We start from the raw sequence: 25,414 nt of genomic DNA, 5'->3' as shown, positions 1-25,414 counted from the left end.
TTTTTTGTCAGATGTCGAGCTGGGCCTCGTCCGCGAAGGCCGCCCGTTCCTGGATGAAGGTGAAGCGGGCCTCGGGTTTGTTGCCCATCAGGCGCTCGACCGCATCACCGGTCTCCGGCCGCTCGTCCGCCTCGACCACGACTTTCAGAAGCAGGCGCTTCTTCGGGTCCATGGTGGTTTCCTTCAGCTGGGCGGGCAGCATCTCGCCGAGGCCCTTGAAGCGTCCGATCTCGACCTTCCCGCTGCCTTTGAAGGTGGTCTTCAACAGCCGCTCGCGGTCGGCGTCGTCCCGGGCATAAGCCGATTTCGAGCCCTGCGAGAGCCGGTAGAGCGGGGGGACCGCGAGGTAGAGGTGCCCGGCATCGATGAGGCGCGGCATCTGGCGGTAGAAGAAAGTGATGAGGAGCGAGGCGATGTGGGCCCCGTCCACGTCCGCGTCGGTCATGATGATGACCTTCTCGTAGCGCAGATCCGCATCGCGGTAGTGAGAGCCCATGCCGCAGCCCAGCGCCTGAACCAGATCCGAAAGCTGCTGGTTTTGATGCAGTTTGTCTCGACCGGCGGAGGCCACGTTCAGGATTTTGCCGCGCAAGGGCAGGATCGCCTGGCTCTTGCGGTCGCGCGCCTGCTTGGCCGAGCCGCCCGCCGAGTCGCCCTCGACGATGAACAGTTCGGACCCCGCCGCGCCCGCGTTGGAGCAATCCGCGAGCTTGCCGGGCAGGCGCAGCTTGCGGGTCGCGGTCTTGCGCGCGACCTCCTTCTCCTGACGGCGGCGCAAACGCTCCTCGGCCCGGTCGATGACCCAGTCGAGCAGCTTGTTGGCCTGTTGCGGCGAGGCAGCGAGCCAGTGATCGAAGGCGTCGCGGATGGCAGCCTCGACGATGCGGCCCGCCTCCAGCGTCGCAAGCTTGTCCTTGGTCTGGCCCTGGAATTCCGGCTCGCGGATGAAGACGGAGAGCATCGAGGCGCAGGTCGCCATCACGTCGTCGGTGGTCGCGGGCGCGATGCGCTTCTGCTGGCCGACGCGCTCCGCATGGTCGCGCAAGCCGCGCAAAAGCGCGATGCGCAGGCCGTTTTCGTGCGTGCCGCCCTCGGGCGTGGGCACGGTGTTGCAGTAGGATGAGGAGAAACCGTCCTCGTTCGCCATCCAGGCGACGGCCCATTCGAGCGAGCCATGGCCGCCCGGCTTGGTGATCTTGCCGGAGAAGATCTGGTCCGTGACCAGCTCCTTCCCGTCGATGTCGTGGGAGAGATAGTCCTTCAGCCCGTTCGGGAAGCGGAAGGTCGCCTCGGCCGGAACGCTGTCGACGCCCTCAAGCAGGGACGGGGCGCATTTCCATCGGATCTCGACGCCACCGAAGAGGTAGGCCTTGGACCGCGCCATCTTGAACAGACGGCGGGGCAGGAAATGGGCGTCCTTGCCGAAGATCTGATGGTCGGGCAGGAAGCGCACCTTGGTGCCGCGCCTGTTCAGCACCCGGCCCACGGTCTCCAGCTTCGTCTGCGGAATGCCCCGCGAAAAGATTTGGCGATAGAGGGTCTGGCCGCGCGCCACCTCGACTTCAAGGGTCTCGGAGAGCGCGTTCACCACCGAAACGCCGACGCCGTGCAGGCCGCCCGAGGTTTCATAGACCTTCGAATCGAACTTACCGCCCGCGTGGAGCGTGGTCATGATGACTTCGAGCGCCGACTTCTTCGGGAACTTCGGGTGCGGGTCGATCGGAATGCCGCGCCCGTTGTCCATCACTGAGAGCCAGCCGCCTTCCTCCAGCTCCACCTCGATGAAGGTCGCGTGGCCCGCTACCGCCTCGTCCATGGAGTTGTCGATCACCTCGGCGAAGAGATGGTGCAAAGCCTTCTCGTCCGTGCCGCCGATATACATGCCAGGGCGACGGCGGACAGGCTCGAGTCCTTCCAGCACCTCGATGGACGAGGCGTCATAACCATTTTCGCCCGGCGTGCCTTGTTGAACGGGGCGGGCGGCCTTGGCGGCAGCGGCTTTGGCCGGGGCGGGCGCGGCCCGTTTCACAGGCGCAGCCTCGTCGCCCCCGAAGAGATCGTCATTATCAGTCATTGGGACCTTGGTCCGAGATGATTCGCGTTTCTTTGCACTATAGCCCATCCGCAAGTCATACGTGAACGAAACGGAAACGAAAAGAGCGGCGTCGGGTCACAACGCTGCTTGATCGCTCCGACGGCGGTTGGACGCCGACGTGTCCATAACGCAACAAGCCTGACGGCACATACGGCGCATCAGGCTTGTGGTTCTTTTCTGGCGAGAAAGCCAGCGAAGAGAAATGTCGCTGGCCCCTATCCTCAGCGTGCGGGGGCGACGGCTGCCGGTTTGGAGGCGGCTGAGGATTTCGTCGTGGAGAAAACGTTCCACGCGAAGATCAGCATCGAAGCGAAGGTCACCAGCGAGCCGACGATGGCGAGGGGCTCGAAGGACCCGTTGCCGAGCATGAGGCCGGCGACGCCAGCCATCATGGCCAGAAAGCCCGGCAAAGCGACGTAGTAGTGGATTTTCGCCAGCTTCGAATCCGCAGCGGGCACTACGTGATAGTAGAGCCCGAACAGGAACATCGAGGCCCAGCCGACAAGATTGATATGGGCGTGGACGCTACGCAACGTATGGTCCTGGGTAATGCCCATCGAAATGCCCAGGCCCATGCCGAAGATGGCCGCGAGAGCGCCGGTCCGCAAAAAGAGTGAGCTCGCCTTCACGATGATCTCCTGTGTGATAGCTTGACGGTGAACTCTGTAGCATAAATTTCGCGCGGGTAGAATTGTTTCCGTGAGGTTGGAACCTTGCAATTTGGAGCGGTGCAACCTGCGTGGATAGAAGCGGAACCGTTCGGCTATCGTTCACGTTTGGGTTCTAAGCTTGAGGATGACGGAGGGGAGATTCGACGTTGACGTCAAGAACAGCACTCGGATCCGCACGGAACCTGCACCTCAATCGCGCGGCCCGCGTGGCCGGTGAGGCCTTCGCTTTCAATGAACCGGAATACACGCCCGTTGCCGCCGGCCGCTCGCTTCCATCCAACGCCTTATGGCTGACGATTGCCCTGGTCGCCGCTTTTGCCCTCTGGCTGACTTTCTGAGTTCGAAGCGGTCGATCCGTTTGAATCCTCGCCGCTTGTGCCGCCGAGCAGCTGGATAAGGTTGCGTTCAACGGGCTTGCCCAAGCTCAACAGAGACAAGGCGATCAGGCTGCCGGCGAAGGTGATGAACCAGGCCCCGACCCCTGCCGTCACACCGAGGGCCGCCGCGATCCAAACCGTGGATGCCGTCGTCAGGCCGTGAACCTCGAAATTGTCCCTGCCGCGCATGATGACGCCCGCGCCGAGGAAGCCGACGCCGGTCAAGATGCCCTGCACGACACGGCTGAGTGCATCTTGATGGAATTGCAACTCGCCGAAGGCGGTACCGGACAATACGACCGCCGCGGCGCTCAGCGAGACGAGGCCCAGCGTCCGCATGCCGATCGGTTTGTTGCGCCTGTCGCGATTCAGGCCAATCGCCATTCCCGCAAATGTCGCGACGACGAGGCGCAGCAGGATTGCGAGATTGCTTTCATACTCGGCAAACTTCGTTAAAAGCCAATCCATGGTTTTGCCTCAACGGCCGCCGTTTCAGGAGCGCGGCCTTACCATCTTCGAATAGGTTGTCATTATTCTTCATCGGGGACTTTGGTTCGAGGGCAATTCGCGTCTCTCGACATAATATTCAACCGTCACGCATAAGCAGGGGAGAGAAGAGACAGGGGAGAGATATGAGGGAGGTCACCTTGCGCCGCGCGCAGCAGGGCGACGCGCAAACCATCGCGCGGCTGCATGTCGATGTCTGGCGTGAGACCTATCGGCATCTAGCCCCGGAAGCGGCCTTTCTGGCACTCGATGAAGCTTCGCGGCTTTCGCGCTGGCGGGGGATCCTTGCTGCACCGGAAGCCCGGCAGACGGTCCTCCTAGCCGAGACACAAGGCCGTGTGGCAGGTTTTGGCTTCGCCGGTTCACCTTCCACCGAGGCTTTTGGAGAGCGCGGTGAGATTAGGTTTCTCTACGTGGATCGCACTTGCAAGCGCCAAGGCATAGGGCGTCGCCTTCTCGCCGCGCTGGCACGCGACCTGCGCAGCTTCGGCTACAAGAGTGCAGCTCTCGGCGTAGTTGTCGGAAACAAGCCAGCCATTGAATTTTACGAGGCCTTGGGAGGAAAGCCGATAGGTCGGTATGTCGACCCCGGCCCTCTGTGGCGTTCGGAAAACATCATTTACGCCTGGGACGACCTTGAGCGATTGATCGCCGCGTGAGCCCGGGGTCGCGCGGAGCGATCCCGGAGCGTCGGTTCAAACTTGAGTTCGGCGAAGATTAATCTGCCGTGCTTGCCTTCGCCGGAGGCTTTTTCGTCGCGACCTTTTTCGCGGCGCTCTTCTTCGCCGCCGTTTTTGTCGCCGCTTTCTTCGCGGGAGCCTTCTTGGCCGCGGCCTTCTTCGCAGGAGCCTTCGCGGCCGCTTTCTTGACCGGGGCCTTGCGTCCGCGCGCCTTCTTGCTCGGCCCAGCTGCACGCCGTGCGGCGAGGAGGCTGATGGCCTCGTCGAGCGTCACGGCTTCGGCCGTGACCGTCTTCGGCAGTGTCGCGTTTGTCTCGCCGTCGGTCACGTAAGGCCCGAAGCGTCCGGCTTTCACCACGATGGGCTTGCCGGATACGGGATCGTCACCAACTGGACGGCCCGGGTCGGCAGCACCCCGCCGGAAGCCGCCCGCGCCGCTTTCCTTGGCGATGATGAGGTCGATGGCCCGGTTCGCGCCGATCTCCAGCACGTCATCGTCCTTGCCGATATTGGCGTAGACCTTGCCATGCTGAACATACGGCCCGTAGCGGCCGATATTGGCGAGGATCGGCTCGCCCGTTTCCGGGTGCATGGCGACCGTGCGCGGAAGCGAGAGGAGCTTGAGCGCCTTTTCCAGATCGACCGAACTCGGCGACGTGCCCTTCGGGACGGAAGAACGCTTCGGCTTCTCGCCTTCGCCGAGCTGGACGAAGGGGCCGAAACGGCCATCGCGAAGCGTGACCTGCATTCCGGTTTCCGGGTCGTCTCCCAGAACCTTCACGCCCGGCGTGCCGCCGTTTTCCGACGAACCCTCGCCGTCGCCCGAAACGCCGGAGGCGGCAAGCTGGCGGGTGTATTTGCACTCAGGATAATTCGAGCAACCGATGAACGCCCCGAACTTGCCGAGCTTCAGCGAGAGCTGGCCTGAACCGCATGTCGGGCAGGTGCGCGGGTTCGAGCCGTCGCCCTTATCGGGGAAGATGTGCGGGCCGAGCAATTCGTTGAGCGCGTCCAGCACCTCCGTGGTGCGCAGCTCCTTCGTCTCGCCGATGGCGGCGTTGAAGTCGCGCCAGAAGTCGCGCAGAACCTGCTTCCAATCGATCTCGTGGTTCGAGATGCGGTCGAGCTGCTCTTCGAGATCCGCCGTGAAATCGTATTCCACGTAGCGGCGGAAGAAGCTTTCCAGGAATGCGATGACGATGCGGCCCTTGTCCTCGGGGACGAGGCGCTTCTTGTCGATGCGCACATATTCGCGGTCGCGTAAGACCTGAAGCACGGCGGCGTAGGTGGAAGGACGCCCGATGCCGAGTTCTTCCATGCGCTTCACGAGGCTCGCCTCGGAGAAACGCGGCGGCGGCTCGGTGAAATGCTGATTGGCGGCGATACGGCGGCGTTCCAGGCCGTCGCCCGCCTTCATGGGCGGCAGGCGGCCTTCATCCTCGTCCGTCTCGTCGTCCTTGCTCTCGTTATAGAGCGTGAGGAAGCCGTCGAACTTCACCACCTGGCCGGTGGCGCGAAGATCGAGCTTGCGGGGGCCGACCTGCGCCGAGATGTCGGCGGTGGTGCGCTCAAGCTCAGCCGATTCCATCTGGCTCGCGATCATGCGGGTCCAGATGAGATCGTAAAGGCGCGCCTGTTCCGGCTCGAGATATTTCGCCACGTATTTCGGCAGGCGACTCATATCGGTCGGGCGGATGGCCTCGTGCGCTTCCTGTGCGTTCTTCGCCTTCGTGGTGTACTTGCGCGGCACACCCGGCACGTACTTCTCGCCGTATTCCTTGCCGATGACGCGGCGGGTCGCCTGCACGGCCTCCGGAGCCACGTCGACGCCGTCGGTACGCATATAGGTGATGAGACCGACCGTCTCGCCGCCGATATCGACACCCTCATAAAGCCGTTGCGCGACGCGCATGGTCTGCGCCGGAGCAAGGCCGAGCTTGCGCGAGGCCTCCTGCTGCAAGGTCGAGGTCGTGAAGGGCGGGTAGGGGTGACGCCTGGCGGGCTTCGATTCGATATTCGCCACCGAGAAGGTCGCCAGTTCCAGATCGCGCTTGAAGGCTTCGGCCTGTTCGCCGTTGCCGATGTCGAGGCGCTGGATCTTCTTGCCGTCCGCGCCGACGAGGCGGGCATCGAACACGGCGCCTTCCTTCGTGGCAAGGGTGGCCAGGATCGACCAATATTCCTGCGTCTTGAAGGTCTCGATCTCGAGTTCGCGGTCGCAGACGAGGCGAAGCGCCACGGACTGAACGCGGCCTGCGGAGCGGGCACCCGGCAGTTTGCGCCAGAGCACCGGCGAGAGAGTGAAGCCGACGAGGTAATCCAGCGCACGGCGGGCGAGATAAGCATCGACCAGTGCCTGGTCGATCTCGCGCGGGTTGCGCAGAGCCGTCTGCACAGCATCCTTGGTGATGGCGTTGAAGGTTACACGCTCAACGGGCAGGTCCTTGAGTACCTTCTTCTCGCGCAGGGCCTCCAGAACGTGCCAGGAAATAGCTTCTCCTTCACGATCCGGGTCGGTGGCGAGAATGAGCTTCTCGGCCCCCTTGATCGCCTTCGCGATATCGGAGACTCGCTTCGAGCCCCGGTCCTCAAGGGTCCAGATCATGCGGAAATCGGCATCCGGGTCGACCGAGCCATCCTTGGCGGGCAGATCGCGGATATGCCCGAAGGAGGCCAGGACCTCGTAGTCCTTGCCGAGATACTTGTTGATCGTCTTGGCCTTGGCAGGCGACTCGACGACGAGGACTTTCATAGAGCGATTTCCTAAAAGCAGCCGCGAGGGATGCTCAATGGTCACAGAAAAACCGGCGGTCAGCCCCTGACCGCCGAAAGGCGGGATAAGTGGTCAATGATTGCCGACAAGTCAAATCGACTCGAAGGACGGGGTCGTTATATGGCGGTAAAGACCCGGTCCAGCAAGGGTTTGGTGGCGGACCCGAGATCGTTCGCGCCCGGCATCCGGGCAGGAGATGCCAGCCGGGTGAGAGCATAGGCCTCCGCAACCTCGGCTGGAGCCGATCGGGCAAGCGCTGCCGTTGCGGCCAATGTGAACAGCCGGTCGGCGATCAACCGGGCCTTGGCTTCAGCCTCCGGCGACTGGAGCGCGAGCACGATGTCCCGCGCCGCGTCCGATGCGCCGGGAAGCGCCCCGATATCGCTCATGAGGTGGTCGAGAACGGAGGCCGCCACTTCCGGCTCGCGGTTCTCGGCGCGCAGAATGTCGAGGGCGATGACATTGCCCGACCCCTCCCAGATCGCGTTGACCGGAGCCTCCCGGTAGAGCCTGGGCAAGAGGCTTTCCTCCACATAGCCGTTGCCGCCAAGGCTCTCCATGGCCTCGTAGAGCAGGCGTGGGGCGGCCTTGCAGATGCCGAACTTGGCGGCGGGCGTCATCAGCCGCGCATAGGCGGCCTCGTGCTGGTCCGCCTGCGCAAGGTCGAAGCTGCGCGCCAGCCTCAAAGCCAAAGCCGTCATGGCCTCGGTCTCCAAGGCGAGATCGGCGAGGACGGCGCGCATGGCGGGCTGGTCGATGAGCTTTTTCTGAAACACGCTGCGGTGCCGAGCGTGGTGATGGGCGAGCCCCAAGCCCATACGCACGAGCCCGGCGGAAGCCACCGCGCAATCGAGGCGGGTCAGTTGCACCATGTTGAGAATGGTGCGCACCCCGCGCCCTTCCTCACCAATTCGCCACGCGAAGGCCCGCTCGAACTCGACCTCGGATGAGGCGTTCGAACGATTGCCGAGCTTGTCCTTGAGCCTTTGAAGATGAAGCGCGTTCACGCTGCCACCCGGCCGGAAGCGCGGAACGAGGAGGCAGGTCAGCCCTCCGGGGGCTTGCGCCAGAACCAGGAAGGCGTCGCACATGGGCGCGGACATGAACCATTTGTGGCCCGTCAGCTCATATTCCTCGCCGCTCGTCGGATCGGCGCGGGTGGTGTTCGCGCGAACATCGGTGCCGCCCTGCTTCTCGGTCATCCCCATGCCGAGGGTGACGGCCTTCTTCTCCCAGAATGGGATGAAGCGCGGGTCGTATTCCCGCGTCCGGATCTTCGGCAGCCATTCCTTCAAGAGGTTCGGAGCTTCCGCCAGCGCCGCGACGGCGGCGTGGGTCATGGTCAGGGGGCAGACATGCCCGCTCTCGACGCCGGACACGGTGTAGATCCGCGCCGCCCGCGCCGCGTGGCCGTGGCTGACGAGGTGGGCCGGCTCGGCATCGTCCCAGGTCGAGGCATGAAGCCCGTCCTCCATGCTCGCCTGCATCAGAATATGATAGGCCGGATGAAACTCGACCACGTCGAGCCGGTAGCCGCGCGCATCGTGCGTGCGCAGCTTCGGCGGGTTTTCGTTGGCGAGCCGCCCGAGATCGAACCGCTCAGCAGAGCCCCAGTGCTGCCCGAAGACGGAAAGCCCTTCCTCGTCGAGATCCACCCCATTCGCCTGCAACGCGTCAAGCAAGGGCTGGTCATTCGCGATGAGGTTGATGTCCACGAAAGGCGGCGTCTGGTTGAAGACGTCGTTTGTGTCATGGGCCTGGGAGACGTTCATGGGGTGGCTCCGCGTTCGCCGACCGGCGGATTATGCCACAGATCCCGTCGTGGTGATCGCCTGCCCTTGTTGTCGCGTCACAGCCGAAGCGCGTCGTTAGTTTATACTGTTGCAAACAATATAGGCCCGAGCTACTGCTCTACGATGCGACATCAGGAAGTGCCATGACATCCTACGTAGGAGCTTTTACCGCTGGAGCAGGTTTTCGCGTCGACACGCGGACGATCGATTTCGGTAAGTTCGCCACTGATGGCACCCCGGTCCTTCGCACCCCAACCCTCTATCGCATCGAGACCGCGGCGGGGACCTACACCGACTTCATCGGCAATTTCTTCCGTTACACCAGCGTTGGCGACATCATCGACGGTAATGTCACCCAGATCGTGCATATCTCGAGCGGTCAAACAGGCTTTATCGCGCAGGGCCATGCCACTTTTTCCAGCCTCGTCGGTGGGGGAAAGGGGGCAGGGTCTTTCGTGGGCGACGCATCCGTTGGTAAGATTGCTCCTGCGATCTATAAAGGCAGCGACAAGAAAGACGTCTTGATTGCCTCCGGCCTTGGTGGGAGCTTCATCGACGGAAAGGGTGGCGCCGACTTCATGAAGGCCTACGGAGGCGGAAACAGGTTCATCGTGGATGCTTCGGCAGATCGCGTGATCGTTTCAAAGGCCGGGCCAGGGGCTGGTTTCGACAAGCCGAACCTGATTTATGCGAAGGTCAGCTACGCTATGCGTGCGGAATCTGGCCTGTCTGATATTAAAGCCTTCAGCGTTACGTCCACCAAAGCCATCAACCTATCCGGAAACAACCTCGACAATACTGTTACCGGAAGCAATGGTTCCAACTACCTGCAAGGCAACGACGGGGACGATAAGTTGATCGGCTTGGGCGGCAACGATGTTCTGATCGGTGGCAATGGCAACGACATCCTCGTTGGTGGCACCGGTAGAGATGCGTTTGTGTTTGATTCTGCCCTTGGACGTGATCCTTTCGATACGCCCGCCAATCCCTTCGCACCTCAGAACATAGACACAATCTCGGACTTCACCGTTGGGGAAGACACGATCCACCTGGCAAATTCGATCTTCAGCACCTTGACGGTGAAGGGGGCGTTGGCTCCGTCGGCCTTCGTTGCTGGAACCGAGGCGACAAAGGCGGACCAGCATATCGTCTACGACCCAGCGACTGGGCGATTGTCCTATGATGCGGATGGATCGGGTGCGCAGAAGGCGGTTGTCTTTGCCATCCTCTCGGCGCGGCTGCCGCTCTCCAGCTCGGATTTCTTGGTGATCTAGGCGCAAAGGCGCGCTCGGCGCGACATCGTCAATTCAGATGCGATCCCCCGGAGCCGAATCATTGAAATAACTTCTAGAGTCCCAGAGCGCCGCGCAATTCCGGGGCGACGTTGTCGAGCCGTTTCACAAAGGCCGGATCGTTCAGAAGCGCCGCCGCAGCGAGACGGCCGCCTGTCCGTCCCGCTTCGATGTCCGATGGATAGTGGAACCCGCACACGACGCGGCTCCAGCCGTAATCGAGCCCGCGCGCCTCGAGCTCTGTCTTTCGCTCGGGGGCGATGTGGGCGAGGAGGGCTGCAAACAGCGTTCCTGTGCCCGCATGGGTCGAGGGGAAGGAGCTACTCGGGGGCAGCTTGATTTGGCAGGTTTTCACCTCCGCGCTCGCGCGGAACGGGCGCGGCCGCTCGAAGCGGCCCTTCACGGGAGCGAGAGCCTCTTCGAGCGCCGCCGTCGCCTCCTTGAACAGGCGGCGCGCCTTCTTCAACCCGTCCTTGTCGGCAGTGGCGTCCATACCTTTGAGAAAGCTCGACAGGGATTGTTTCGCGTCCGCGACGGCCAGCTCCTCGCGCGACGGCGTCCGCTCGGCTTGCGTCGAGAGAACGGAGGCGAGCTCCTTCGCGGTGGCGGCCGCATCAGGCGGCGTGCCGACCTGGGCCGTGTCGATCACCACGGTGAGACGTGCTTTGTCCTTGGCGACGGCGTGCGTTGCCGGGGAGAGGCAGAGGGCGAGGAGCCCCGCGATCAGGAGAGCTTGGCGTTTCATTCCCCTTGCATCGAACCGAACGCGAATGCCGTCAAGGGATCAACGCTCAGGATCAACACTCGGGATCAACACTTGGCGGATGCTGTTCGATTGAAGAACGCCGCAAGAAATCAGACTTCGCTTGCCGCTGCCGCCGTCTGAGCCTATAGCCATCATTTTAAGATGAAAGACACAAGCTCCACCGCATTTCCTCACCGTCACCTGCTCGGGATCGAGGGGCTTTCGCCTTTGGATATCAAGGCGCTGCTCGATTTGGCTGATGATCAAGTCGAGGTCAGTCGCCAGGTTGAAAAGAAGAAGACGACTCTTCGGGGTCGGACACAGATCAATCTTTTCTTCGAACCGTCGACCCGTACGCAGTCCTCATTCGAGATCGCGGGCAAGCGTCTCGGCGCGGACGTGATGAATATGTCGGTGGCGTCGTCCTCGGTGAAGAAGGGCGAGACGCTGATCGACACGGCGGCGACGCTCAACGCCATGCACCCCGACCTCATCATCGTGCGCCATCACGCGGCGGGCGCCGTGCATCTTCTGGCGCAGAAGGTCGATTGCTCGGTGGTGAATGCCGGCGACGGCGCGCATGAGCACCCGACCCAGGCGCTGCTCGATGCTCTCACCATCCGCCGCAACAAGGGCCGCATCGAGGGCCTGACGGTGGCGATCTGCGGCGACATCCTGCATTCGCGGGTCGCCCGCTCCAACATGATCCTGCTCGCCGCCATGGGCGCGCATGTGCGCCTCGTCGCACCCTCGACCCTGCTGCCGCCCGGCATCGAGCGCCTGGGCTTCGAGATGCACACCAACATGCGCGACGGCCTGCGCGATGCCGATATCGTCATGATGCTGCGCCTGCAGCGTGAGCGCATGAATGGCTCCTTCGTGCCTTCAGTGAAAGAGTATTTCCGCTTCTACGGGCTCGATCAGGAGAAGCTCAGCTATGCGAAGCCCGACGCGCTGGTGATGCATCCGGGGCCGATGAATCGCGGCGTCGAGATTTCATCCGATGTCGCCGACGGCGCGCAGTCGCTGATCCGCGAACAGGTCGAGATGGGGGTTGCCGTACGCATGGCGGTGCTCGAGGCTCTCGCGAGCCATCTGCCGAACCGATAGGATCATCATGGACGCGCTTCCGCCGCTCCAAATCCTCATTGCCGGCCCTTACCGCTCCGGCACGAGCGACGATCCGGCGAAGATTCAGGCCAATGTGGACGCCATGATGGAGATGGCCCTGCGCCTCTTCCGAGCCGGGCACCTGCCTGTCTTGGGCGAGTGGTACGCGTTACCGTTGATCGAATTCGCCGGTTCCGAACGGATCGGTGATGCGATTTTTGATGAGATTTTCCACCCCATCGCACGCCGCCTTGTGGCGAGATGCGATGCCTGCCTGCGGATCGGCGGCCCCTCGACCGGAGCCGACGAGATGGTGGCGCTGGCACGGGAGAACGGAAAGCTCGTTTTCCATCGATTTGAAGATATTCCAGGTTGCGCATAATGACCTCTGACCGTCCCATCCTGTTCAAGAACGCGCGCCTCATCGATCCCGCCAGCGGGCGTGAGGAGCGGGGCGGCCTCCTGGTTAGGGACGGCGTCATCGAAGATGTCGGCCCGCAGGTGAATGCGGCCGCTGATGCCGAAATCGTCGATTGCGGTGGTCAAGTGCTCTCCCCCGGCCTCATCGACATGCGTGCCTTCATCGGCGAGCCGGGGGCGGCGCATCGCGAGACCTTGAAGAGCGCGGGCGAAGCGGCGGCGGCGGGCGGCGTTACCACCATCGTGTCGATGCCGGACACGAATCCGGTGCTCGACGATCCGGCGATCATCGACTTCGTGCTGCGCCGGGCGCGCGACACCTCCATCGTCAATGTCCGCCCCGCGGCAGCCCTGACCAAGGGGCTGAAAGGTGAGGAAATGGCCGAAATCGGCCTGCTCCAGGAAGCTGGCGCGATTGCCTTCACCGACGGCGCGCGCTCGGTCACCAACGCCCAGGTGATGCGTCGCGCGCTCACCTATGCCCGTGATTTCGATGCTCTGATCGTCCACCACGTGGAAGACCCCGATCTCGTCGGGCAGGGCGTGATGAACGAGGGCGAGTTCGCAGCCCGGCTTGGATTGCCGGGCATCCCGCGCGAGGCTGAAACGCTGATGCTGGAGCGCGACATCCGCCTCGTGCGCCTGACCGGCGGGCGCTATCATGCGGCGATGATTTCATGCGCGGATTCGGCGGAGATCGTCCAGGCAGCGAAGGCGAGGGGGCTTCCTGCCACCTGCGGCGTCTCGATCAACAATCTGGCGCTCAACGAGAACGACATCGGCCATTATCGCACCTTCTTCAAGCTCTCGCCGCCGCTCCGGCACGAGGAGGACCGGCAGGCAATGATCGATGCGCTCGTGGACGGCATCATCGATGTGATCGTCTCCGACCACAATCCACAGGATGTAGAGACCAAGCGGCTGCCATTTGCGGAGGCCGAGGACGGGGCCGTGGGGCTGGAAACGCTGCTCTCGGCGGCTTTGCGGCTGGTCCAGGCGGAGCGCATCTCGCTGCCGAAATTGCTGCGTGCCTTGTCCACTCGACCGGCAGAAATCCTTGGTTTGCCGGGCGGACGGCTGCGGCGCGGCGCGCCGGCCGACCTTATCGTATTCGACCCGGAGACGCCTTACGTACTCGACAAGCGCCAGCTTCGCTCGCTGTCCAAGAATACTCCTTTCGACGAAGCCCGTCTGGAAGGACAGGTGACGGTGACGATGGTTGCGGGCAGGATCGTTTTCGACCGCCGCACGGTTTCATGAGAATCGAATGTCTGACGCCACTCTTCTGCCTACCCTCGTAGCCCTGGTCTTCGGCTACCTCCTCGGCTCCATCCCCTTCGGCGTGATCTTCACCCGAATGGCAGGCCTCGGGGACATTCGCAAAGTCGGCTCGGGCAATATCGGCGCGACGAACGTGCTGCGCACGGGGCGCAAAGGGCTCGCAGCCGCGACCCTGGTGTGTGACGCCCTGAAGGGCACCGCCGCCGTCGTCATCGCCGGACGCTGGGGCGCGGATCTTGCGACCGTCGCAGCGTTGGGCGCTTCTCTCGGCCATCTCTTTCCGGTCTGGCTCAGTTTCAAGGGCGGCAAGGGCGTCGCCACCTTCATCGGCATTCTCATCGGCCTGAAGCCGCTTGCCGCGCTGATCTTCGCGGTGATCTGGCTCGGGCTTGCCTTCACGACCCGCTATTCCTCCCTGTCCGCGCTCATCGCCAGTGCCCTGTCGCCAGTGGTGTTGTGGTTCCTCGGTGAGCCCAGGATGGCAGGAGCGGCTGTGATCCTCGTCGTGCTCCTGTGGTGGAAGCACAGCGAGAACATCAAGCGCCTTCTGGCCGGCACCGAGGGCAAGATCGGGCAAAAGGGATGAGCGGCGTGCGCCTGACTGATGAGCAGCGCCTGGACTGGCTGCGCCTCATCCGTTCAGAGAATGTCGGGCCTCGCACCTTTCGCGCCCTGATCAACCAGTTCGGCGGCGCGTCGGCCGCCCTCGATGCGTTGCCGGATCTCGCCCGCCGTGGCGGCCGTCTTCTGCTGAAAGTTACGAGCCGCGCGGAGGCCGAAAAGGAAATGGCGGCGGCAGCGCGGCTTGGCGTCCGTTTCATCGCCATGGGCGAGCCGGATTATCCGAAAACGCTGCAAGCCGTCGATACGGCCCCGCCCTTGATCGCGGTGCGCGGCTCCAGCGAGGTCCTGTCGAAACCCTCTGTCGCCATCGTCGGTTCGCGCAACGCGTCAGCCTCCGGGCTCACCTTCGCCGAGCGCCTGTCAAGGCAACTCGGCGAGGCAGGTTACGTCGTGGTCTCGGGCCTGGCGCGCGGCATCGACACGCGGGCGCACAAGGCGACGCTCGCGACCGGCACCATCGCCGTGATGGCGGGTGGGCATGACCGGATCTACCCGGCCGAGAACGAGGGGCTTCTCCACGCCATTATCGAGCAGGGTGGGGCGATCATTTCCGAAATGCCCCTTGGCTGGGAGCCGCGCGGACGCGACTTCCCGCGCCGGAATCGAATCGTCTCCGGCTTGTCCTACGGTGTCGTGGTGGTGGAGGCGGCCCGCCGTTCCGGCTCGCTCATCACCGCCCGCTTCGCGCTCGAGCAGGGTCGCGAGGTCTTCGCGGTGCCGGGCTCCCCGCTCGATCCGCGTGCGGAAGGCACGAACGACTTGATCCGTGACGGCGCGACGCTCTGCGCCGGGCTCGACCATGTCACGAGCGTTCTGGAGCCGTTGATTGCGGCAGGACCCAAGGTCGAGACCGAAATCAGCGAGCCGCACCATCTGGTTGGGACAGAGGAGCTATGGGACGAACTCGACCTGCCGGATATTGCACGCGCCCCGGTCGGGCTTGTCGCGCCGGATGCGGGATTGTTCGAGGATCGGGCCGGCGCTCAAGAGGCTGACGTCAGCGTGATCGGACTGCTCGGCCCCTCGCCCATCGCCATCGATGATCTCGTGCGCCAATCCGGCCTCCCGATCCGAGTGGTGCAGATGGCTTTGCTTGAACTTGAAATTGCAGGGCGGCTCGAACGCCATGGCGGGAACGCGGTTTCGCTCCTCGCAAGCCGCTGAGCCTACGCCTTCCGACCCTCAGCCTGAACAGTGCGGATAGCTTCCAGACGCGCCATATCGAGAAGATAGGCCAGCAGGTCAAGCCGTCCCTTCCGGGCGAGATACGACAATTCGGCGGTGAATTCGGCGATGTACTGGGCGACCTCGACCGGAGAGGCGTCATATTTTACCGGCTGAGCCGCCTTGGCCTCAGTGTCACGCTTTTCGGCGGATAGGGTTTTAATAGACCGTGACGCGGCTTTGGGTGACATGGTGCGGATCGCTACCTGCTAGGCTTCGGTCGCGCTAAATAGCAACACAATTATAAATAAAACAAGTGCTCATCTTGTAACTACTAATTGCATAATAATGTTGCACAATCACCGAGGGAGGCAATCAGCAGCGGCATCGAGAGCAGTGCAACCAGTGTTTGAAGGGTGAGGATTTCGGCCATGAGGGAGGCGTTCCCGCCCATCTGCCGCGCCAGCACGTAGGCCGCGCTCGCGGATGGAACGGATGCGGCGATGATGGTCACGACGAGGTCGTTGCCGGTCACGCCGATCAGCCGCGCGAGGGTGACGGCGAGAAAGGGCATGAACAGCAGCTTCAGCCCCGTCGCGATCACATGCGGTGCGCCCGGCTTGGTGAGCTTGCGGATGTCGAGACCTGCTCCGACGATGAGCAGGCCCGCGGCGAGGGCTGCCCGACCCATCAACTCGACATAGCCTGCGACCGGTTTCGGCAAGGGCGGGGCGAGGAGGTTTAGTGCGAGCCCCAACGCACAGGACCAGATGAAGGGATTGACGAGAAACGAGCGCAGGATCTGTCCCGCGCTTTGCCGGGGGCGACCCGCGAAACGGATGAAGACGTAAAAGGCAAGGAGGTTGAGAAGCGGCACCATGGCGGCGATAGCCACCGCGATCAGCGCGATTCCGCGCTGGCCGAACAGGCTGCCCGCGACCGAGAGCCCGACGAAGGTGTTCCAGCGCGTAGCGCCCTGAAAGACCGATGTGAAACTCGGCCCGTCGATGCCAAAGCGACGTTCGAGCATCGGCCGCAGCGCCAGCACGAGAAGCGCCATCGACAGAATGGCCCCGATTAGCGCTCCGCCCACGCCGAGGACCGGGACCGATGTCAGGTCCGCCCGCGCCAGAGTGTCGATGATCAGTGCCGGGAAGAAGATGACATAGGTCGCCCGCTCCAGCCCGTTCCACTGCGTATCACTGACGACCCCCGTGAGCCGACATAGCCAGCCGGTCGCGATGATGAGAAACGTCGGGATGAGGCTGGCGAAGACGGCGGTCATGAGCGGAAAAACCGGATTTGAGGGTCGAACCCACGCTGCGATTTTTCAATCCGGCGTGGCTCGGCTAGAAGAGGCGCTTAGACTTTCTCCGCCAAGGCGACAAGCGCTGCTTCCGGCGCGGTTGCCTCCGCTTTCCGTCCGAGGCTCTCATGATTCCGGTGACCGATACCATCGCGCTCGACGAGGCCGAGCTTGAGGAGAGCTTCATCCGGGGCTCCGGCCCCGGCGGCCAGAACGTCAATAAGGTCGCCACCGCCGTTCAATTGCGGTTCAATGCGCGGCGCTCGCGCTCGTTGCCCGACACGGTTGCCATCCGGCTGATGAAACTCGCCGGAAGCCGCCTGACCAACGACGGCATCATCGTCATCACGGCCCAGCGCTTTCGCACCCAGGAGCGCAACCGGCAGGATGCGCTGGACCGTCTCCTCGACCTGATCCGTCAGGCAACCGAAGTGCCGAAACCGCGCCGTGCAACGCGACCGACCCTGGCCTCCAAGCAGCGGCGGCTGGAGACGAAGGGCAGACGCTCGGACATCAAGAAGGGGCGCGGAGCCAAGCCCGGGTTCGATTAGGGCGAGACGTGATGAGATGGTTGCAATACCCACGCGACGCGGAGACCTGAATGCGCCTCTTGTGCCAAGATGAGCCTGACCTTTTCGAGCTTGAGACCCGCGTGCTCGATGCGCGCCCCGGGGGCGTGCTTTTGACGCGATCTCCCGTCTTTCCGGGCGGCGGTGGACAACTTCCGGACAGGGCATCGATCGCTTGGGCAGATGGCGAGGCTTCGGTACGGGCTGTCCACTTCGATGAGCGGGGGCTTTGGCACGATATCGATAGCGACCGGGAGATCTCCGGCGTTGTCCGCGTGACGGTCGATTCCGCGTTTCGCCGATTGATGTGCGAACTTCACACGCTGGCGCACATCGCGAACAGCATCGTCTTTCAGGATTTCGGTGGGGCGCTGCTGACCGGGGCTCAGCTCTCGGCTGATGGTACGTTCCGCGTCGACTTCGACCTTCCAGGCGGCGATGCGGACCGCCTTCGGGCTCTTCACGATCCCATCAATGACGCCATCCGACAGAATTTTACCGTCCGCACTTTTCAAATGCCTTGGGATGAGGCCGATGCGGTTCCGGGCCTGTTTCGGAGCAAAGCGGTCTCGCCGCCGCGACAGGCGGATGGGAATGTGCGCATCGTCGAGATCGTGGGGCTCGATCGCCAAGGATGTGGTGGGACGCATCTGCGTTCCACGGGCGAGGCGCGACCGGTCAGGATCCTCAAGGTCGACAACAAGGGACGGCAGAATCGCCGTATCAAGGTGGGCTTCGCGGACTAGCTTGGTGTCCCGTCTACGAGGTTCAATCGAGCTTGAGTGTCCAGGCCACCGTGGCGCGTGACCTCTCCTTCGTCTCCCAGCCACCGTCCTTGATCAATCTTGGCGACGGGGAGAGCGTCTGCTCGCCGCTGAAGGATGTCTGCTTCTTGACGACATAGGGGAAGCGCAGCGTTGCATCCCACTGCAACCGAACCGGCTTGTCGCCCGCGACCGGGTTCGTGTTCTTGGCCGGAAAGCTCAGCCCGTCGAAGAGGGCAAACGAGAAGCTGACCGTGTTGTCGGGACCGACGACGGCCTTCACTTCGCAGGGCAACCGGCCTTCCGACGCGATGGGGCGGACGGGGCCGTTGGTCTTGCTGGTGCGGTCGAGATAGGACGCGCCGCCACCTTCGCTGTTGCGCCGCTCGTGCCGGAAATAATCGATGGAGGCGTCAATCGTGCAGCTCTTGGCCGTGTAAACCCGATAATCCTGCATCGATTTCTTAAACTTCGCGCTTTCCGCGGTAAGCGCGTCCTGCGATTTGGCATCGGTCAATGTATCGATGGCCTGGCAGGCGCCTGGATTGGTCTTGCAGTCTTGCTGAAGCTTGCCTTGCAGGCCGCTCGCGAGCTTCATCATGCAGGCCTGGATCTCGGTGTCGCCTTTAAGTTCGACGCATTGCTGCATGCCCTTCATCATGCTCGCGTTAGGCGACATGACGGGCGCGGCCTTCGCTGCGGCTTCGCTCAGCGGCTTCGCTTTCGCATCGAACGCGGCGGTGGGATCCTTGTACCCCTCCGCCACGGTATCGTTGGCTTCCGCATAGGCGAACGCGAGTTCGACGCTCGCCGTGACCTCGTGGTGGTTCTTCATGTCGAAAGCCGTCAGATCGGCCTTCATCGCACCGGCCGCTGTCGCATCGACGACGATCTTGATGTCGAATTTGCCCTTCACAGGCGCATTGACCGGATCGAGCGCCCAGGCGTTGGGGGCGAGAGCCGTCGAACCAAGAATGATAAGAGCAGCCGCGGTCGCATTTTTGCGCATGGGAACCCCGTTCGGAAGAGTCGGCCGGACAACGGGATGTCCGGCAGATTTCCATTTTGGGTATCGAATAACGTTTCGGAATGCAAGCTTAGGGTTGCCGCGTCCCGCGCCTCACACGTGCGGCGCGGGTCATTCCTCGGGCGGATAGCGGTGCGTCTGTCCGCGGTAGTCCGAAACCGAATATGCACCGTCCTCGCGCGCGGTGACAGCACTCAAACCGAGAGGCGCTTTCCCATGTCCGCCGGGGATGTCGAGGATGTAGGTCGGCTGGCACAGGCCGGAGATGCGTCCGCGCAAGGCGGCGACGAGCGCCTGGCCCTCCGCGATGGAGAGGCGAAAATGGCTGGTGCCTGGGGCGAGGTCGGGATGGTGCAGATAATACGGCTTGATCCGCGTTTCGACGAAGGCGCGCATGAGGGCGGCGAGGGTCTCGGGATCGTCGTTGATGCCGCGCAGGAGCACCGTTTGGCTGAGCATGACGATGCCGGAATCGACGAGCCGCGCAGAGGCCGCGCGGGCAGCCTCGGTGAGTTCGCGCGGATGGTTGGCGTGAAGCGCGAGATAGGTGGTCTTGCCGCTCGCTTTCAGGGCCGCGATCAGCTCCGCGTTGACGCGATCCGGCTCGACCACGGGAACGCGGGTATGGAAGCGGACGATCTTCACGTGATCGATGGCGGCAAGCCGTTCCATGATCTCGGAGAGGCGGCGCGGGGAGAGAACCAACGGGTCGCCGCCGGTGAGGATCACCTCCCAGATTTCCGGATGGGTGGCGATGTAGGCGAACGCCTTGTCCATCGCCTCGCTTGAGAGCGTGCCGAGTCCCTGCGGACCCACCATCTCGCGACGGAAGCAGAAGCGGCAATAGACCGGGCAGACATGGACCGCCTTCAAGAGCACTCGGTCGGGATAGCGATGCACGATGCCCTCGACGGGGCTGTGGGTGAGATCGCCGATGGGGTCGTCGCGCTCGTCGGGCGTAACGACGAGTTCCGCCGCATCGGGGACGAATTGACGGGCGATCGGGTCGTTGGGATCGTTCCGATCCATCAACGCGGCCATGGCGGGCGTGATCGCGATGGCGTAGCGCTCGGCCACGCGCTCGATGTCGCCGAGGTGTTCAGGCGACAGATGACCGGCATCGACCAGCTCTGCCGGTGTACGGACCGGACGGACGACGGTCATCGGGAAATCTCCGGCACGGGAGCCCACAGCACTTGCTCGATGCGCGATGCGCCGGTCGCGAGCATGACCAGGCGGTCGAAGCCGAGCGCGATGCCGCTCGCCTCCGGCATGTGCGCCAGAGCCGCCAGAAAGTCCTCATCTACCGGATAGCTTTCGCCGTAAACCCGCATCTTCTCCGCCATTTCCGCTTCGAACCGGCGGCGCTGCTCCGCCGCGTCGGTCAGCTCGCCGAAGGCGTTGGCGAGTTCGACGCCGCAGGCATAGAGCTCGAACCGCTCAGCGACGCGGGAATCCCGCATGGTCGGACGCGCCAAGGCGGCCTCCGCGACAGGGTATTCGTCCAGGATCGTGGCGCGGCCATGGCCCAGATTCGGCTCGACCCGTTCCACGATGACGCGGCTGAAGAGGTCGGACCAGGTATCGTCCTCGGCCACACGCAGACCCGCTTGGCGAAGGCTTGCGGCGAGACGCTCCCGATCCGTCGTGCCGCTGGGGTCGATGGAGGCCAGAAGATCGATCCCCGCGAAGCGCGAAAACGCCTCCGCGACACTGAGACGCTCGGGCTCCAGGAATGGGTCGGTCGTGCGGCCCCGGAAGGTGAGGGCTCGCGTCTTCGCCGTCTCCGCCGCCAGCGCCAGGATCTTGGCGCAATCGCCCATGAGCGTCTCATAGGTTTCGCCGACGCGGTACCATTCCAGCATCGTGAATTCCGGGTGGTGCAGGGGGCCTCGCTCGCGGTTGCGATAGACATGGGCGAAGCAACTGATGCGGGTTTCGCCCGCCGCGAGCAGCTTCTTGCAGGCAAATTCCGGCGAGGTGTGGAGATAAAGTGGCGCCCGCGACCCATCGAGCGCGATGGCTTCAGTGGCGAAGGCGTGGAGATGGGCCTCGTTGCCGGGGGAGGTCTGTAGCGTGGCCGTATCCACCTCAACGAAATCCCGTTCGGCAAAAAAGCCGCGCAAGGCCGCCTGAATGCGGTTGCGGTTTAAGAGAAACGGGCGGCGATCCGCATGGACATGCGGCGTCCACCAGGGCGAGGGGGCGGGCATGGCTTCTTTCCGTTTCAAGGGGTTCCGTCAGGTCAGACTGGCGATTTGCGCCAATATGGGTTAGTGCGGCAGCGAAATTGATTTTCGCGCCACCGGAGGGGCAGGAGAGCCCGACCCTCATGGCGCGCTTACATGTGTCATAAGGAAGGCTTCTCGTGAAGGTCATCGCCTCTACGCTGCGCAAAGGCAATGTCGTCGATATGGACGGCAGGCTTTATGTTGTGCTCACCGCCCAGAACATCCACCCCGGCAAGGGCACGCCTGTGACCCAGCTCGACATGCGCCGCATCTCCGACGGCGTGAAGGTGTCGGAGCGCTACCGTACGACCGAGCAGGTTGAGCGCGCCTTCGTGGAAGACCGCGAATACACCTTCCTCTACGAGGACGGCGAAGGCTTCCACTTCATGAACCCGGAAACCTACGAGCAGGTCGCGGTTCAGGATGACATCATCGGCGACCTGAAGGCCTACCTGCAGGAAGGCATGGCCGTGATGCTGAGCGTCCACAATGGCCTACCGATTGCTATCGAACTGCCTGCACGCGTGGTGCTCGAGATCACCGAGACCGAGCCGGTCGTGAAGGGTCAGACCGCGTCGTCGTCCTACAAGCCCGCCATTCTGTCGAACGGCGTGCGCACCCTGGTGCCGCCCCATATCCAGGCTGGCACCCGCGTCGTCATCATGACCGAAGACGGTTCCTACGTGGAACGCGCCAAGGACTAAGCCGGATTGCACCGGCCTTGATCGCGACGGTTATTCGTCGGCGATTTGATCTTGAAGGATAGGACTTTCCGGGAGAGCTTCTCATTCCCCGAGATTCCTATCCTTTTCACTTTCCGGAGCACGCGACCTTCATGACGAGCGGATTTTTGGCGCCCATCAACCCCCTCGTCGCTGATGTCGGAAGCCCGCCAATTCCCGAAGCGCAGAGCTGGACCAAGCGCTATGACGGCGCATATGGGCCGCTCATCAATCTGTCGCAGGCCGTTCCGGGGAACGCCCCCCATCCGGGCCTGCTTGAACGCATGGCAGCCACCGCCGGCTCGGCTGCCGGCTCGCAATACGGCCCCATCAATGGCGATGCCGGCCTGCGTCAGGCCTACGCCACCGAACTGTCCCGCCTCTATGAGGGCCGCATTGCGCCGGAAGACACGGCTGTTACCGCGGGGTGCAATCTGGCCTTCTTCGCAGCGATGATGTTGCTGGCGCATCGCGGCGAGGCGGTGCTTCTGCCGACGCCGTGGTATTTCAACCATCAGATGAGCCTCGACATGTTGGGCATTGAGGCGCGCGCGCTGCCGTGCCGCCCGGAGGCCGGTTTCGTGCCCCGCGTCGAAGATGCCGAGGCGCTGATCGATGACAAGGTTCGGGCCATCGTTCTCGTGACCCCGAACAACCCGACCGGGGCGGTTTATCCGGCGCACGTGATTGAAAGCTTCGCGGAGATGTGCCGCAAGCGAAAAATTTATCTCGTTATTGACGAGACTTACCGGGACTTTTTGCCGAGCGGCATGAACCGGGCACACGGCTTGTTCGCCAACGAGAAATGGCGCGACACCGTCGTCCAGCTCTACTCGTTCTCCAAGTCCTACGCGATCCCGGGTCATCGCATGGGCGCGATCACGGCGGATGCCGGGCTGATCGAGCATGTGGCCAAGATTCTGGATTGCATCCAGATCTGTCCGCCACGCACCGCGCAAGCGGCGCTGCCCTGGGCCATCGATGGCCTGCGCGACTGGCGCGAGGAGAATCGCGCCGAGATCAACGGGCGCGCGAAAGTCTTCCGCGCGGCGCTCGCGCCCTTGCCGGAATGGCGCATTGAATCGGTCGGGGCCTATTTCGCGTATCTGCGGCATCCGTTCCCAGGAAAGACAGCCCAGGCGGTGGCAGAAAAACTGGCGACGGAGCGTGGCGTCTTGTGTCTCCCGGGGACTTATTTCGGACCGGGTCAGGACGGGCACCTGCGCGTGGCTTTCGCCAATGTGGGTGCGGATATTCTTGAGTATCTGACGGAGCGCCTCGGCGGCCTCACACTCTGATCGCCCACAGGGCATACCCACAAACTTCCTTCAAACCCTTGGCAGGACCATGGGGCGGTTGTTACTCTTATCATCAACCAGGCACCTGACGCGGGATGCCGAAGGATTTCGTTTTGACTGTGAAGTACGATTCGATCGCCGCATCTGGTGAACGACGGACGAGCCCGCATTCCGGGGCCGATTCCGGCGCATCGATGCTTGCGGCGCGCGTGCACGAAACGGCCAAGCGGAACCTGCGGCATCACGCGCCGCGAAGCTATGCGGCGCTCGATCTCGGCACCAACAATTGCCGGCTCCTCATCGCCGAACCGGCCTCCGTTGGCTTTCGCGTCGTGGATGCGTTCTCGCGCATCGTTCGCTTGGGAGAGGGCCTCGGGCACGGCAATCAGCTGAGCGACGACGCGATCGACCGCACCCTCGAAGCGCTGCGGGTCTGCCGGGACAAGATGATGGCGAAAGGCGTCGCGCGGGCTCGACTCGTGGCAACCGAAGCCTGTCGTCTGGCCGAGAACGGGCCGTCCTTTATCGAGCGCGTGCGTAACGATCTCGATCTGGACCTCGAGGTCGTCGATCGTCAGACGGAGGCTTATCTTGCGGTCACCGGCTGCGCTTCGCTTGTCGATCCGAAGGCGCAATCGGTCATCGTATTTGACATCGGAGGGGGCTCGACCGAGGTCGCTTGGCTCGACGGTGCCGCGCCGCATGCCTTGGCAGATCCCTGCAATCGCATCCGGGCATGGGATTCTCTTCCTGTCGGCGTGGTGACGCTGGCCGAGCGCCACGGTGGCATTCACGTGACCCGCGAGGGTTTCGAGGACATGGTCGGGGAGGTCTCCGAGCGGCTGATCGATTTTGCCGCCATCGCGGCCGGAGCCGGGGAGGGACCACATTTCCATCTCCTCGGAACCTCCGGAACCGTCACGACGGTCGGCGGGATTCATCTGCGCCTGCCGCGCTACGACCGCCGCCGGGTCGATGGCATGTGGATGCGCAGCGGCGACATCTCGACCGTCATCCAGCAATTGCTGCATTGCAATTTCGATCAAAGGGCCGCAAACCCCTGCATCGGCAAAGATCGCGCCGATCTGGTTCTGGCAGGCTGCGCGATCCTCGAAGCGATCCGCCGGGCGTTCCCCTCGGACCGCCTGCGCATCGCCGATCGGGGGCTCCGCGAAGGAATTTTGATGAATATGATGAGAGAGGACAGTGTGTGGCAGGAGAGCCATCGGTGACCACAAAGACCGGCTCCGGCACGCGCAACCTCAAGCAACGGGTAAAGACGGCGCATAAGCGCACTTTGTCCTCGCAGAAATGGCTTGAGCGCCAGCTCAACGATCCATATGTCGCCCGCGCCAAGCGCGAGGGCTATCGCTCGCGCGCGGCCTTCAAGTTGCTTGAAATCGACGAGAAATTTCACCTCCTCAAGTCCGGCCAGCGGGTCGTCGATCTTGGCGCGGCCCCCGGCGGCTGGTCGCAGATCGCGGCGAAAAAGGTCGGCGCGAAGGGCAAGGTCGTCGGCATCGACCTGTTGCCCATTGACCCCCTGCCGGGCGTCGAGTTCATCGAACTCGACTTTCTGGACGAGAGTGCCCCGGGCAAGCTGATCGCGATGCTGGGCGGGCCTGCGGACATCGTGATGTCTGACATGGCCGCCAACACCACCGGTCACAAGAAGACCGACCACTTGAGGATCATGGGCCTTGCGGAGGCCGCGATCTACTTCGCCCGTGAGATTCTCGCTCCTGGCGGGGCCTTTGTCGCCAAGGTCTTCCAGGGCGGTACCGAGAGCCAGCTTCTGGCGGACCTCAAGCGCGATTTTGCCCTGGTGCGGCACGTGAAACCCTCCGCCAGCCGATCGGACTCGGCGGAACTCTATGTGCTGGCGACAGGTTTCAGAGGTGGTGCGGCGGACGAGACGCCTTCCGCCTGACAGGCGCTCGCTCAAGTCCCCGCGGGATCGAGGAC

24 protein-coding genes are annotated in these 25,414 nt (G+C 63.2%); 13 read left to right on the top strand and 11 right to left on the bottom strand.

Going from position 1 to position 25,414, the window contains the following annotated elements; genetic code table 11:
* Nucleotides 1-7: 7 nt before the first annotated feature.
* From parE to I2H38_RS11825, 3 genes are all read right to left on the bottom strand, one after another.
* Complete coding sequence (gene parE, locus I2H38_RS11835) at nt 8-2,074, bottom strand: DNA topoisomerase IV subunit B (RefSeq protein WP_196272070.1); 2,067 nt, start codon at nt 2,072-2,074, stop codon at nt 8-10.
* Nucleotides 2,075-2,316: 242 nt separating this feature from the next.
* On the bottom strand, nt 2,317-2,724 hold the full coding sequence (locus I2H38_RS11830; RefSeq protein WP_324617386.1) for a hypothetical protein: 408 nt from the start codon (nt 2,722-2,724) through the stop codon (nt 2,317-2,319).
* Nucleotides 2,725-3,050: 326 nt separating this feature from the next.
* Nucleotides 3,051-3,611, bottom strand: coding sequence for an MgtC/SapB family protein (locus tag I2H38_RS11825; RefSeq protein ID WP_196272069.1), 561 nt, complete (start codon nt 3,609-3,611; stop codon nt 3,051-3,053).
* 164 nt (nt 3,612-3,775) lie between these two features.
* Between I2H38_RS11825 and I2H38_RS11820 the strand changes: the two genes are divergently transcribed.
* On the top strand, nt 3,776-4,309 hold the full coding sequence (locus tag I2H38_RS11820) for a GNAT family N-acetyltransferase (RefSeq protein ID WP_196272068.1): 534 nt from the start codon (nt 3,776-3,778) through the stop codon (nt 4,307-4,309).
* Nucleotides 4,310-4,367: 58 nt separating this feature from the next.
* Here the strand turns inward: I2H38_RS11820 and topA are convergent, their stop codons facing one another.
* The gene (gene topA, locus I2H38_RS11815; protein ID WP_196272067.1) at nt 4,368-7,082 is read right to left on the bottom strand and encodes a type I DNA topoisomerase; all 2,715 of its coding nucleotides are present in this window, start codon (nt 7,080-7,082) and stop codon (nt 4,368-4,370) included.
* 137 nt (nt 7,083-7,219) lie between these two features.
* Entirely contained in the window at nt 7,220-8,875 is a 1,656-nt protein-coding gene (locus tag I2H38_RS11810) for an isovaleryl-CoA dehydrogenase (RefSeq protein ID WP_196272066.1), read from the bottom strand.
* A 164-nt stretch (nt 8,876-9,039) separates the two neighbouring features.
* On the opposite strand from I2H38_RS11810, the gene I2H38_RS11805 reads away from it, so the two are divergent.
* Nucleotides 9,040-10,170 (top strand): calcium-binding protein, encoded by a 1,131-nt coding sequence (locus tag I2H38_RS11805; RefSeq protein WP_196272065.1) that lies wholly within the window; start codon nt 9,040-9,042, stop codon nt 10,168-10,170.
* A 73-nt stretch (nt 10,171-10,243) separates the two neighbouring features.
* On the opposite strand, the gene I2H38_RS11800 is transcribed toward I2H38_RS11805, so the two are convergent.
* Complete coding sequence (locus tag I2H38_RS11800) at nt 10,244-10,933, bottom strand: phosphatase PAP2 family protein (protein ID WP_196272064.1); 690 nt, start codon at nt 10,931-10,933, stop codon at nt 10,244-10,246.
* Between the two features lie 162 nt (nt 10,934-11,095).
* Here I2H38_RS11800 and I2H38_RS11795 point away from each other — a divergent pair, with 162 nt between their 5' ends.
* From I2H38_RS11795 to dprA, 5 genes are read left to right on the top strand one after another with little or no spacing between them, the layout of a single operon-like run.
* Nucleotides 11,096-12,043: an aspartate carbamoyltransferase catalytic subunit gene (locus I2H38_RS11795; RefSeq protein WP_196272063.1), complete on the top strand. Its 948-nt coding sequence runs from the start codon at nt 11,096-11,098 to the stop codon at nt 12,041-12,043.
* A 7-nt stretch (nt 12,044-12,050) separates the two neighbouring features.
* Complete coding sequence (locus I2H38_RS11790; protein ID WP_196272062.1) at nt 12,051-12,425, top strand: DUF4406 domain-containing protein; 375 nt, start codon at nt 12,051-12,053, stop codon at nt 12,423-12,425.
* Complete coding sequence (locus I2H38_RS11785; protein WP_196272061.1) at nt 12,425-13,723, top strand: dihydroorotase; 1,299 nt, start codon at nt 12,425-12,427, stop codon at nt 13,721-13,723. Before I2H38_RS11790 ends, I2H38_RS11785 begins: the two co-directional genes overlap by 1 nt.
* A gap of 7 nt (nt 13,724-13,730) precedes the next feature.
* Nucleotides 13,731-14,330, top strand: a complete 600-nt coding sequence (gene plsY / locus I2H38_RS11780) for a glycerol-3-phosphate 1-O-acyltransferase PlsY (protein WP_196272060.1) — start codon at nt 13,731-13,733, stop codon at nt 14,328-14,330.
* A gap of 5 nt (nt 14,331-14,335) precedes the next feature.
* Nucleotides 14,336-15,532: a DNA-processing protein DprA gene (dprA, locus tag I2H38_RS11775; protein WP_196272059.1), complete on the top strand. Its 1,197-nt coding sequence runs from the start codon at nt 14,336-14,338 to the stop codon at nt 15,530-15,532.
* A 2-nt stretch (nt 15,533-15,534) separates the two neighbouring features.
* On the opposite strand, the gene I2H38_RS11770 is transcribed toward dprA, so the two are convergent.
* Together I2H38_RS11770 and I2H38_RS11765 are read right to left on the bottom strand one after the other, a co-directional pair.
* A complete protein-coding gene (locus I2H38_RS11770) occupies nt 15,535-15,783 on the bottom strand; it encodes a hypothetical protein (RefSeq protein WP_210324785.1) in 249 nt (82 codons plus the stop codon).
* Between the two features lie 83 nt (nt 15,784-15,866).
* A complete protein-coding gene (locus I2H38_RS11765; RefSeq protein WP_196272058.1) occupies nt 15,867-16,817 on the bottom strand; it encodes an AEC family transporter in 951 nt (316 codons plus the stop codon).
* Between the two features lie 149 nt (nt 16,818-16,966).
* Here I2H38_RS11765 and arfB point away from each other — a divergent pair, with 149 nt between their 5' ends.
* Together arfB and I2H38_RS11755 are read left to right on the top strand one after the other, a co-directional pair.
* On the top strand, nt 16,967-17,389 hold the full coding sequence (gene arfB, locus I2H38_RS11760; RefSeq protein ID WP_196272057.1) for an alternative ribosome rescue aminoacyl-tRNA hydrolase ArfB: 423 nt from the start codon (nt 16,967-16,969) through the stop codon (nt 17,387-17,389).
* A 50-nt stretch (nt 17,390-17,439) separates the two neighbouring features.
* Nucleotides 17,440-18,153 (top strand): alanyl-tRNA editing protein, encoded by a 714-nt coding sequence (locus I2H38_RS11755; protein ID WP_196272056.1) that lies wholly within the window; start codon nt 17,440-17,442, stop codon nt 18,151-18,153.
* A 22-nt stretch (nt 18,154-18,175) separates the two neighbouring features.
* Here the strand turns inward: I2H38_RS11755 and I2H38_RS11750 are convergent, their stop codons facing one another.
* The 3 genes from I2H38_RS11750 to epmA form a co-directional block, all read right to left on the bottom strand.
* Nucleotides 18,176-19,180: a hypothetical protein gene (locus tag I2H38_RS11750; RefSeq protein WP_196272055.1), complete on the bottom strand. Its 1,005-nt coding sequence runs from the start codon at nt 19,178-19,180 to the stop codon at nt 18,176-18,178.
* A 129-nt stretch (nt 19,181-19,309) separates the two neighbouring features.
* Nucleotides 19,310-20,362, bottom strand: a complete 1,053-nt coding sequence (locus I2H38_RS11745; protein ID WP_196272054.1) for a lysine-2,3-aminomutase-like protein — start codon at nt 20,360-20,362, stop codon at nt 19,310-19,312.
* On the bottom strand, nt 20,359-21,411 hold the full coding sequence (epmA, locus tag I2H38_RS11740) for an EF-P lysine aminoacylase EpmA (protein WP_196272053.1): 1,053 nt from the start codon (nt 21,409-21,411) through the stop codon (nt 20,359-20,361). Before epmA ends, I2H38_RS11745 begins: the two co-directional genes overlap by 4 nt.
* A gap of 155 nt (nt 21,412-21,566) precedes the next feature.
* Between epmA and efp the strand changes: the two genes are divergently transcribed.
* The 4 genes from efp to I2H38_RS11720 all read left to right on the top strand — a co-directional run bounded on the left by efp (nt 21,567) and on the right by I2H38_RS11720 (nt 25,379).
* Nucleotides 21,567-22,133 (top strand): elongation factor P, encoded by a 567-nt coding sequence (efp, locus tag I2H38_RS11735; RefSeq protein ID WP_196272052.1) that lies wholly within the window; start codon nt 21,567-21,569, stop codon nt 22,131-22,133.
* Nucleotides 22,134-22,264: 131 nt separating this feature from the next.
* Nucleotides 22,265-23,449, top strand: a complete 1,185-nt coding sequence (locus tag I2H38_RS11730) for an aminotransferase (RefSeq protein ID WP_196272051.1) — start codon at nt 22,265-22,267, stop codon at nt 23,447-23,449.
* 194 nt (nt 23,450-23,643) lie between these two features.
* Nucleotides 23,644-24,681 carry a Ppx/GppA phosphatase family protein gene (locus tag I2H38_RS11725; protein WP_229426681.1) on the top strand — a complete coding sequence of 346 codons (1,038 nt, stop codon included), beginning with the start codon at nt 23,644-23,646 and terminating at the stop codon, nt 24,679-24,681.
* A complete protein-coding gene (locus I2H38_RS11720) occupies nt 24,678-25,379 on the top strand; it encodes an RlmE family RNA methyltransferase (protein WP_196272049.1) in 702 nt (233 codons plus the stop codon). Before I2H38_RS11725 ends, I2H38_RS11720 begins: the two co-directional genes overlap by 4 nt.
* The last annotated feature ends 35 nt before the right edge of the window (nt 25,380-25,414 follow it).

Origin of the sequence: Microvirga alba (assembly GCF_015694465.1) — a bacterium.
Classification (GTDB): Bacteria; Pseudomonadota; Alphaproteobacteria; order Rhizobiales; family Beijerinckiaceae; genus Microvirga; species Microvirga alba.
The sequence above is the reverse complement of the archived record's forward strand: the minus strand, read 5'-3'. Positions and strand labels throughout refer to the sequence as shown.

Excerpts from the sequence above, each read along its gene's own strand:
- parE (WP_196272070.1), bottom strand. The coding sequence starts at position 2,074 with ATGACTGATAATGACGATCTCTTCGGGGGCGACGAGGCTGCGCCTGTG.
- I2H38_RS11825 (WP_196272069.1), bottom strand. The coding sequence starts at position 3,611 with ATGGATTGGCTTTTAACGAAGTTTGCCGAGTATGAAAGCAATCTCGCA.
- I2H38_RS11820 (WP_196272068.1), top strand. The coding sequence starts at position 3,776 with ATGAGGGAGGTCACCTTGCGCCGCGCGCAGCAGGGCGACGCGCAAACC.
- topA (WP_196272067.1), bottom strand. The coding sequence starts at position 7,082 with ATGAAAGTCCTCGTCGTCGAGTCGCCTGCCAAGGCCAAGACGATCAAC.
- I2H38_RS11810 (WP_196272066.1), bottom strand. The coding sequence starts at position 8,875 with ATGAACGTCTCCCAGGCCCATGACACAAACGACGTCTTCAACCAGACG.
- I2H38_RS11805 (WP_196272065.1), top strand. The coding sequence starts at position 9,040 with ATGACATCCTACGTAGGAGCTTTTACCGCTGGAGCAGGTTTTCGCGTC.
- I2H38_RS11800 (WP_196272064.1), bottom strand. The coding sequence starts at position 10,933 with ATGAAACGCCAAGCTCTCCTGATCGCGGGGCTCCTCGCCCTCTGCCTC.
- I2H38_RS11795 (WP_196272063.1), top strand. The coding sequence starts at position 11,096 with ATGAAAGACACAAGCTCCACCGCATTTCCTCACCGTCACCTGCTCGGG.
- I2H38_RS11790 (WP_196272062.1), top strand. The coding sequence starts at position 12,051 with ATGGACGCGCTTCCGCCGCTCCAAATCCTCATTGCCGGCCCTTACCGC.
- I2H38_RS11785 (WP_196272061.1), top strand. The coding sequence starts at position 12,425 with ATGACCTCTGACCGTCCCATCCTGTTCAAGAACGCGCGCCTCATCGAT.
- plsY (WP_196272060.1), top strand. The coding sequence starts at position 13,731 with ATGTCTGACGCCACTCTTCTGCCTACCCTCGTAGCCCTGGTCTTCGGC.
- I2H38_RS11770 (WP_210324785.1), bottom strand. The coding sequence starts at position 15,783 with ATGTCACCCAAAGCCGCGTCACGGTCTATTAAAACCCTATCCGCCGAA.
- I2H38_RS11765 (WP_196272058.1), bottom strand. The coding sequence starts at position 16,817 with ATGACCGCCGTCTTCGCCAGCCTCATCCCGACGTTTCTCATCATCGCG.
- arfB (WP_196272057.1), top strand. The coding sequence starts at position 16,967 with ATGATTCCGGTGACCGATACCATCGCGCTCGACGAGGCCGAGCTTGAG.
- I2H38_RS11755 (WP_196272056.1), top strand. The coding sequence starts at position 17,440 with ATGCGCCTCTTGTGCCAAGATGAGCCTGACCTTTTCGAGCTTGAGACC.
- I2H38_RS11750 (WP_196272055.1), bottom strand. The coding sequence starts at position 19,180 with ATGCGCAAAAATGCGACCGCGGCTGCTCTTATCATTCTTGGTTCGACG.
- I2H38_RS11745 (WP_196272054.1), bottom strand. The coding sequence starts at position 20,362 with ATGACCGTCGTCCGTCCGGTCCGTACACCGGCAGAGCTGGTCGATGCC.
- epmA (WP_196272053.1), bottom strand. The coding sequence starts at position 21,411 with ATGCCCGCCCCCTCGCCCTGGTGGACGCCGCATGTCCATGCGGATCGC.
- I2H38_RS11730 (WP_196272051.1), top strand. The coding sequence starts at position 22,265 with ATGACGAGCGGATTTTTGGCGCCCATCAACCCCCTCGTCGCTGATGTC.
- I2H38_RS11725 (WP_229426681.1), top strand. The coding sequence starts at position 23,644 with ATGCTTGCGGCGCGCGTGCACGAAACGGCCAAGCGGAACCTGCGGCAT.